We start from the raw sequence: 8,302 nt of genomic DNA on the forward strand, positions 1-8,302 counted from the left end.
ATATCTCGCCAAAACATACATTTATTTAGCAGAATCGGGCAAGTTAGCGAGATAATAGCGAGTTGCCGGACCGCGGCCGGTCTTTTTTAAAAGACCCCTTTCTACAAAATCGCGTAAGTCGTAAAGGGCAGTGCGAGACGGCAGATTGTTCCCAACGGCGGCTTGGTACTCTGAACGGGTAATTTCTCCTTTACGGACGATAAACGGGAACGCCTTCTTTTGTCGCACATTAAGGTCTGGGGGAAAAACCTCACTGTTTTGGGTCGGAGGCTCAGGCCTGACCGGCTGAGAATGATATCCTACTACATTCTTCCCAGGAAAACGGAACTCTTCCACGCCACCTAATCTAATGTCATCGACGTGTATGAGTTCTCCTTCTGCCATGGCCACAGCTCGAGTAACGCAATTCATAAGTTCACGGACATTACCCGGCCAGTGATAATTCTTCATCTTTTCAAGGGCGCCCTTGGTAATGCCAATGTCTTTCCTGTTCATGAGGCGACCTGCCTGATTTAAAAAGTCCTCTACCAGCACAGGGATATTCTCTTTGTGGTCCCTCAAGGAGGGGGTGCGGATGGTTAGGACTTCAAGGCGGTAGTAAAGGTCTTCCCGAAAAATCCCTTTTCGAATTAATTTCCTTAAGTCCACATTGGTTGCCGTAATCAACCGAGTATTCACCTCGGTTTCCTCGTCACTCCCGAGGGGTTTGATTTTTCGCATAGAGATTGCTCTTAAAAGAGACTGCTGAACCCTGAGTGAGGCCGCTCCGATCTCATCCAAGAAGAGGGTTCCGCCATTTGCGGCCAAAAAAGCGCCCTTGCGGTCGACCCTGGCTTCAGTAAAGGCCCCTTTGACATGTCCAAAGAGAGAATCTAAGAGAAGATTCTCATCCAGTGCTCCACAATTTATTGAAATAAAGGGTTTTTCCGCCAGGGCGCTGTGCTTGTGGATGGCCTCTGCTGTGAGTTGTTTGCCGGTCCCTGTTTCTCCAACGATCAAGACATCGGCATCCACGGAGGCGGCTCTCAAGATATTGCCTTTCAGGGCATCGATGGTTTGGCCAAACCCAATTATCTCTTCAATATCATGGGGTTCAAGACGTCTCCTGAGGGCATTCACCTCCTCTTCCAGCCGGGCCTTCTCCCTCTCGCTCTCCTTCTTGATCATTTCGTCTTTTAGACGGATCTCTTCCATCTGTTTTTTCAACGTAAGAACCATCCTGTTGATAGCCCTTTGCAGGCCGCTCGTTTCATCGTCATACTTAGAAAGCGTGATCTCCTGCAACTTTCCTGTCTGCTGAATGTGGTTCACGGCCGCGGCCAGATCCAGAATTGGCCTGGTAATGATGCGGCTCAGGCCAACGATCAGAATGGAAATAACAATAATGGTTAACACGGTCACGAGAAACATCACATCAATCTGTTTGTACCCGGCCCATATTGTAAGGTTGCTTCTGTCCACCAGAACAACCCCGCCAAAGACGATCGGCTTCCGATCAGGGGCAATATTGAAATGGATGGGGGCATAGCCGTGAAAGTGGAGAGTGCTTGATGGGTTGCGATATTCTCCCAGGTCGATCATCCTGACCGATCCGTGTCTCCCACTGCGGACGTCCTTTACAATGTGCCAATAATCTTTATCCAGAGAACTGGGCCTGAAACGAAATCCAAAACCAGGTTTTTCAACCATGGCTTCCTCAATCTGGGGCGCCCCAGGGTCAGCAGGCAGCTTCTTGAGGTTTCCCGGGGTCTCCTCTGAGTGAAACAGAATCGATCCCTCTTTATCAAAGAGATAACCATAGATTGGTGGCGAACCACCCGTACGGGCGAACAGGGGGGACTGCGGAGAACTGATTTGAGAGAGTATCTTCAGAAGTTGGCGAGCGTCCACAGACAGCAGCAAGACACCAGCCTTGGAACCATTTTCATCATAGTAAGGCGTTACAAACCGTATTATTTTGGCTGGTTCCTTATTGGCATCCCGGTCCCCCAGTCCAAAAGGGTAGACAACATCTATGACGTCTGAAATCCAGACCTCACCATTTTTCAACTGGCTAACATGATATGCCAAAGTAAGAGGGCTCGGGCTGATCATGGCCACATGTTCGGCTCGAACGGAACATATGTCGTCGCCCACAGCCGCAACGTATACATGGTCTTGCCCATTTTGTGAGATAAAGCCAAGCTCGCTGTACGGCACCCCACTTATGTTCCTGCGAGATTTAAGCAAACTGTGGAACCTTGATCTCGTGATAGGTCTTTGCGCGACATCCAGCAGATTCTCTTTGCATTGCCCGAGCAAAATCTCAAAATCGCGGGCAAGGGCAACGGTCTTGATCTGAAGACTCTCCTTGACCGCCTCGTCCAAAAATTTACTAGAAAACCAAAGGGTTATATAGCCGGTCAGGATAAGAATAACCACCACGGACGGGATCAATGCAACCAAAAGCTTTGTTCGGAGTCGCCAAGTCTTAAAACCATGGCGCATCAAAGACAGGGGGAACTGACCGTAGTCATGATGAAGAGTGCCCATCCTCTAACCCTTTAAAATCATGTCGTTAAGATCGTTAAGACACGATGGCCGCAATCTTAAAAGCTGCTTCTCGCAAAATCTCGCATTCATCTGATTATCACCTACTCTGGGGCACGTCAAGAGATTTTGTAGATGTCACGAAGATAGTCGTGTTCACCTATACTGGCCTTGCCAACGATGCGCTTTTTATGCAAAATCGCCGGTTCAGAAAATCCGCGATCCAAAATCCAGAAATCGTATCGTATTTGGATGGCACACATATTGCTGCTGTTCCTTTCCAGTCTGGGCCAACGGTTCTATATCGCAAAAACTAGCAAAGAAAGGAGGGGTGAGAAGGTATGAAAATTTTGGTACCGGTGGACAATTCTGAGTTTGCCTTAAAGGCGCTCGACAAGGCTATTGACCTGGCGAAGCAACAAGGAGCGGAATTGACCGTAATGTCTGTTGCCCTGGAGTTCCAGGATGTGGAGGAGATTCCCGTCAGCTATGCCGGAAAATTCAAGGACCAAGCAACAAGGGCAGTGAATAAGGCCAGCGAAGTAGTTGAAAATGCGGGGCTTAAACCACAAACCCGGGTTGAGATAGGGGCGTCTCCAGCAGACAACATTGTCAAATATGCTGAGGAAGCCAAGACAGATCTCATTGTAATGGGGCACCGGGGCATGGCAGGACTCGGGCGTTTCTTGTTAGGGAGCGTGGCCGGAAGGGTAGCGGCCCACGCGCCATGTTCGGTCCTGGTGGTACGGTAACTTGCAAGCGGCCTAGCCGCGTTGTACAAAATCGCAAAGCGATTCTATGAAAGGAGGTATTCCTAATGAGAGCGTTTTTTTACAGAGCGTTTGCCTTTTTAACCATGGCCTATCTCTTGATCCCGGAGCCGGTCTGGGCCGCTGAAAAGGGGAAACTTCTGGTCCATGTGTGTGATACTCGTGGTCTTGCAGGCATTTATCTCTATTTTGGCAACATGTATAATACAAATCTCTTGATGTTTGGCATCTGGACGGTCGTTGTTCTCACGGCCATGGGGTCGGCCTTAGGGTTCGGTATGGACGTACTCATGTCACGGACAGGGCTTGACCTGACGTCCCGTGAATTGGAGGAATAAGACCGCGCAGCTTAAAGATTCTGTGTGGGTAGTCGTCAAGGGTTTGCGGTTGGACAGCTCGTTACGGAAATCGTCGGTCGGCTTAGGAATGTGCTCTACCATATTTGAGCCGAAGCCTATCCCACGTCGGACGAAACGAGTCGCGAAACCGATGGACGTTAGACGTTACCCTCATGATACAAAGAAAGGAGGCTTAACTCATGGAAACAGCGTGGTATTTGATGTACATGCCCATTTCGGGCATCGATATTTTTTGGCCCGGCCTTGTCCTCATAGGATTCGCCGTAGGCGTTATCGGCGGGTTCTTTGGTATGGGGGGCGCTTGGCTGGTGACCCCGGCGCTAAATATCCTGGGCTTTCCCATGGCCTTTGCCATTGGAACGGATATCGCTCATATTGCCGGAAAATCGATGATTGCAACCGTCCGGCACGCTAAGTTCGGCAACGTGGATGTCCCCCTCGGACTCGCCATGCTCGTCTTCACCATGTTAGGAATTGAGATCGGGGCGAGGCTCGTCATGTACCTGGAGGCAATCGGGTTTGTCGGACCTGTGGTGCGGTGGGTCTATGTTGGTTTTCTGCTCGTCATCTTTTTTATGACTCTCAAGGATATTCTCGGCAAGCGCAAGATAGAAAGGGAAGCCAAGGAAGGTGAAGACGTCAAGATGAGGCGCGGGATCGAGTGGTACAAGACCTTTCACAAGATCAACATACCCCCGATGATAAATTTCAAGGCGGCAGGATTCCGTTGTTCCCTGTGGCTGCCTGGTCTAGTCGGTTTTGTCACCGGTGTGCTGGCAGGGTTCCTCGGCATTGGTGGCGGTATGCTCCGTATGCCGGCCCTGATCTACTTTGTCGGTTGTCCCACGCATCTAGCTGTCGGCACAGACCTCTTTGAGGTGATGATCTCAGGGCTGTACGGGGCCTTTACTTACACGCTCAAGGGGCGGATCGAGCTGATCGCAGTGGTTGTCATGCTCTGCGGTGCTGCCATAGGCGCCCAGATAGGCACGGTCGCCACCAAATACAGCAAGGGACTCGGGATCATATTCTGGTTCATGGTCTGCATCGTGGTCTGCATGACCTCTATTATCCTCAAGCAGTTTGGCCAGCCGATGATCGCCGGGATTCTGATTCTGGGCGTGGTGGCCTGGGTGTGTTTAGTTATTCTGAGGATCTGCCTTAAGGGCGCTTTCGCAGAGCTCAGAGCAAAGAAGGCCGCAGGCGCATAAAGAGGTTTGGCGCACGTTAAAGAAAGGAGGTAAACCATAAAATGTCAAAGAACAAGCTGTTAGCCACAGTGTTTACCGTAGCCCTGGCGATTGCATTAATAGCACCTGCTGCAATGGCCGCAGAAGTTGTACAGGGAAAATGCGTGGCAATAGACAAAGAGAACAAGACGTATACTATTGACCTGTACGACAAGACCAAGGACAAGGACAATCCTTTCGGAAAGTCCACAGGCGAGGCCTTGATAGTCAACTATTCCAAGAGCCTGATTGGTAAGGATCCGGAAGTCGGAAATATACTCAGGATCGCTTACGATGTCGAGGGGACGGAGAACATGGCCATAAGGGTGATGAACGTAACAAAACAGGATATTATGAAGAAATAGTGAGCACAGGCGGAGTGGGGGCAGCTTGAAGTCGGGCTGCCCCCTTCGTTTTGTAGTAACCGTTCACACGGTACGCGTGCTGTCATTGCGAGGAATGAGGAACGAACGACGGAGCAATCCGATCCGAAGGGTCGTCACGAACGAAGTGAAGTGATTTCCTTATTGACGGGGATTGCTTCGCCCGAGATACTCAGGGCTCGCAACGGCTTCGCCGCACTGCTTCGCTTCGCCCTCTGGGGCGTAAGCCTCTCCGAACTGTAAGCTCTCTGAGCCGGAAGTCTACGGGCCGGAGGCCCGCAATGAGTGGCTGTATATCGCACAGTGATACAGCAGACTTTGGGAGCTGTGAACGGTTACGTTTTGTATTGCTCAAAGCAAAAGCGTTCGTTTTCCTGCTTTCAGCTTTGAGCCTTGAGCTTTCACACTTGACCTTTGAGCTCTATTCTGATAACTAGTGCTTGAACGAAAACTCCCCGAAGCACAGTTTTTCTGTCATTGCGAGGGAGTACGACCGAAGCAATCCCCTCACTCCTCGCAATGACAGTTCGGAACCAAGGGTTTTCGTTCAGGCACTAACTATCATTCAATTGACGATCAACCATCAACAATCTGCAATCGAAAAAGGGGAAGGCATGATCGGAATCCGCCCAACAAGACCTCGGCGACAACCCATGAATAGCAAACAGAAGATAGTGGTCGTCGTGATGGATATTCTTATTTTTGTCGAGCTTGCCTATAGCATCGTCCAGGCCAAGACCAACCCCGAATATATGACCCCCATCTTCTTCAAGTATTTCATTCCCATGCTCATTATCACCCTTTTCCTGGCAAGAGCCCTGGTTAAGAGATTCAGGACAGAAGGGATCGAGGCAAAACCAGGGGCTGTCAGTCCTAAGTAGACATCTCGGCCTGCTGCCCATGACACTTCAAAGAGTTTCATTCTGGATTAAGGTGGTCGGGAGATTGGCTGCCCTTGTGGGGGTGCTCGGCCTGGCCCTGGCTGTTGACGGGTTTATGGACGGGGCAGACCGGACCGCCAGGATCTATTCCGGCTATCCCGGCATGAGTCAGCCCATATCCGGAAGCTCGTCCAAACGGATAAAGTCGATAAACCAGCTTTCCTGTACCACTCCTTCCGAAGGGGTTACATTACGTTTTACCAAGGCTGAAAGCAGTGTCTGGCACCACGCCTGGTGGGGCACGCTGGAAATCGGCCCATCGGTTGAGCCGGGTAATCATACCCTGTCGGTAAAGTGCGAGGCAGAGATTCCTGAAAAAAGGGTCACCCAGTACAGGATCCGGGTTTACAAGGATATTTCTGCTTACAAAACCCACCTCAGGTCGTATATTCGCCGCCATTGGGGAGTGTCCCCGTGGTGGGTTTTCTTGGGTATCCTCCCTGTCTTGGTTTTTTCCTTTGCCCTCGTCTATCACCTTTCCGGTCGCAAACAATTGCTTATGGCTGCTTCGGGCCGCACAGAGATATACAGGATTAAACGATCAGGCGAAGATTGGTTAATCTCATTTGCCCTGGGAAGTGAGCACGGCGTCAAACAGGGTGATATAGTCCCCATTTATGCGCCGGATGGCGGTTCGGTGGGGACCGCTAAAGTACGAGATGTATTCCCAGAACATTCACTAGCCGTCGCCCCCAGATGGCAAAAGGTCAAACCGGATTATGAAGTAAGGCTTCGCCCGGGCAAATAGCAACCTGGCGTCACCTGCTTCCTTCCTGATTTAGAATGTGGTCTTTCAAGAAACTTTTCGAGAAGGTCCCCATTAATCAATATGTTCCTACCCGGACGGCCTGGTTTTCCCTTTTTCCCCAGGAGATTCGCAAGGCATACGAGGATCTCGATTTTAAAGGCCTAACCCATTTTCAGCTCAACCTTTACCGTCCGGAAGCGAAGAAGATCATGCCTGTTGCTCAAAAGATCATCCAAAGCGAGATCAAGCGCCTGGAGGACAAGGGCTGGTTGGAGAAGATGCCCATAGAATTTCCGGTAGAAGAGGTTCTTATTTCAAAACAGGTTCATGATATCCTTCTTCTGGAATACAAAGGGGCCGCGGAAGAGCGGAGAGAACGCCTCGGTTTACTTGTAGGATCGAAAAAAGGTAGGGTATCTGAAGTAAGAGACCTTGTCTTGACCGAGGAACTTGAACTAAAGGGGTTTTTTAAGGAGCGTCTCGAAAGAGGTGTAATATTGGATCTCGAGCCCTGGCAGACAATACTGGAGAATTGGCAGAAACTTTTGCCCAAACGGGCCTTTCCGATTATCGGCACCTATCACACGCACTTATTTGTCAGTCGGTTTTGTCCCACCAGAGAAGATATGGGCGTGTTAGCGGCAAATCCAGGCATGCCGCATTTGATCCTTTGCGGGGGGGAAGTTTATGGTTATACTTGCAAAGAGACAAAGCGCTTTATATTGCGCTATTATATCAGGTCGGCTTTGAAAACGAGAATCGTGTAAGGAGAATGGTATATGTCCACATTAGGAATACTTAGTCTGGTTTTATCCCTGGGCCTTGCTATCGTACTTGGTGCTTATATTGGAAACCTGATTAGAAATCGGCGCCAAGAAAAAGACGATAAAGTCAAAAGTGGTTAAAATCGTCTCCAGAAATGGCGGCAAGGATCATCCTGGGACACCAGTGAGGTCTTAGCGGATCTGTGGAACGCCTTTGGTTGATGCCTTTTTGTGACTTAGAGCTTACCTGCTGGAAGTTCTTCCGAACTGGTTCTCTTTGCTAAAGACCCACTTCTCGATAGTCTCAAAGACTACTTCTCTCTTGATCGGCTTTGCGATATAGTCATTCATGCCCGCTTCAATGCACATCTCGTTATCACCCTTCATCGCATGGGCGGTTAAGGCAACGATCGGAACCCGTTCCGGTTGAGCTGAAGGCTGAAGGCTGAAAGCTGAAGGCTGATCGGAAGAAGCTCCATCTTCTGTTTTGACCTTGCCGACTTCGCCCGCCTGCGGGCCACAGCCTCCGGGCTCTCCGCCATAGGCTCCGGCCCGCAGGCGGGCGGAGAGCCCCGAGTG

Annotated in this window: 9 protein-coding genes; 7 read left to right on the top strand and 2 right to left on the bottom strand. The window is 50.3% G+C overall.

Going from position 1 to position 8,302, the window contains the following annotated elements; all coding sequences use genetic code 11:
- Positions 1-21: 21 nt before the first annotated feature.
- A complete protein-coding gene (locus JW883_16105) occupies positions 22-2,532 on the bottom strand; it encodes a sigma 54-interacting transcriptional regulator (GenBank protein MBN1843789.1) in 2,511 nt (836 codons plus the stop codon).
- A 338-nt stretch (positions 2,533-2,870) separates the two neighbouring features.
- Between JW883_16105 and JW883_16110 the strand changes: the two genes are divergently transcribed.
- The 7 genes from JW883_16110 (at position 2,871) to JW883_16140 (ending at position 7,726) form a co-directional block, all read left to right on the top strand.
- Complete coding sequence (locus tag JW883_16110; GenBank protein ID MBN1843790.1) at positions 2,871-3,281, top strand: universal stress protein; 411 nt, start codon at positions 2,871-2,873, stop codon at positions 3,279-3,281.
- Between the two features lie 104 nt (positions 3,282-3,385).
- Positions 3,386-3,637: a hypothetical protein gene (locus tag JW883_16115; protein ID MBN1843791.1), complete on the top strand. Its 252-nt coding sequence runs from the start codon at positions 3,386-3,388 to the stop codon at positions 3,635-3,637.
- Positions 3,638-3,837: 200 nt separating this feature from the next.
- On the top strand, positions 3,838-4,869 hold the full coding sequence (locus tag JW883_16120) for a sulfite exporter TauE/SafE family protein (GenBank protein ID MBN1843792.1): 1,032 nt from the start codon (positions 3,838-3,840) through the stop codon (positions 4,867-4,869).
- Positions 4,870-4,910: 41 nt separating this feature from the next.
- Positions 4,911-5,252: a hypothetical protein gene (locus tag JW883_16125; GenBank protein MBN1843793.1), complete on the top strand. Its 342-nt coding sequence runs from the start codon at positions 4,911-4,913 to the stop codon at positions 5,250-5,252.
- A gap of 671 nt (positions 5,253-5,923) precedes the next feature.
- Positions 5,924-6,151 carry a hypothetical protein gene (locus tag JW883_16130; protein MBN1843794.1) on the top strand — a complete coding sequence of 76 codons (228 nt, stop codon included), beginning with the start codon at positions 5,924-5,926 and terminating at the stop codon, positions 6,149-6,151.
- A gap of 19 nt (positions 6,152-6,170) precedes the next feature.
- A complete protein-coding gene (locus tag JW883_16135; protein MBN1843795.1) occupies positions 6,171-6,959 on the top strand; it encodes a hypothetical protein in 789 nt (262 codons plus the stop codon).
- Positions 6,960-6,994: 35 nt separating this feature from the next.
- Positions 6,995-7,726: a hypothetical protein gene (locus tag JW883_16140; protein ID MBN1843796.1), complete on the top strand. Its 732-nt coding sequence runs from the start codon at positions 6,995-6,997 to the stop codon at positions 7,724-7,726.
- Positions 7,727-7,966: 240 nt separating this feature from the next.
- Here the strand turns inward: JW883_16140 and JW883_16145 are convergent.
- Positions 7,967-8,302: response regulator (locus JW883_16145; protein MBN1843797.1), on the bottom strand; the 336-nt coding region annotated here is incomplete at its 5' end.

The organism is Deltaproteobacteria bacterium (assembly GCA_016930875.1).
Lineage (GTDB): Bacteria > Desulfobacterota > Desulfobacteria > Desulfobacterales.

Excerpts from the sequence above, each read along its gene's own strand:
- JW883_16130 (MBN1843794.1), top strand. The coding sequence starts at position 5,924 with ATGAATAGCAAACAGAAGATAGTGGTCGTCGTGATGGATATTCTTATT.
- JW883_16120 (MBN1843792.1), top strand. The coding sequence starts at position 3,838 with ATGGAAACAGCGTGGTATTTGATGTACATGCCCATTTCGGGCATCGAT.
- JW883_16135 (MBN1843795.1), top strand. The coding sequence starts at position 6,171 with ATGACACTTCAAAGAGTTTCATTCTGGATTAAGGTGGTCGGGAGATTG.
- JW883_16110 (MBN1843790.1), top strand. The coding sequence starts at position 2,871 with ATGAAAATTTTGGTACCGGTGGACAATTCTGAGTTTGCCTTAAAGGCG.
- JW883_16125 (MBN1843793.1), top strand. The coding sequence starts at position 4,911 with ATGTCAAAGAACAAGCTGTTAGCCACAGTGTTTACCGTAGCCCTGGCG.
- JW883_16105 (MBN1843789.1), bottom strand. The coding sequence starts at position 2,532 with ATGGGCACTCTTCATCATGACTACGGTCAGTTCCCCCTGTCTTTGATG.
- JW883_16140 (MBN1843796.1), top strand. The coding sequence starts at position 6,995 with ATGTGGTCTTTCAAGAAACTTTTCGAGAAGGTCCCCATTAATCAATAT.
- JW883_16115 (MBN1843791.1), top strand. The coding sequence starts at position 3,386 with ATGGCCTATCTCTTGATCCCGGAGCCGGTCTGGGCCGCTGAAAAGGGG.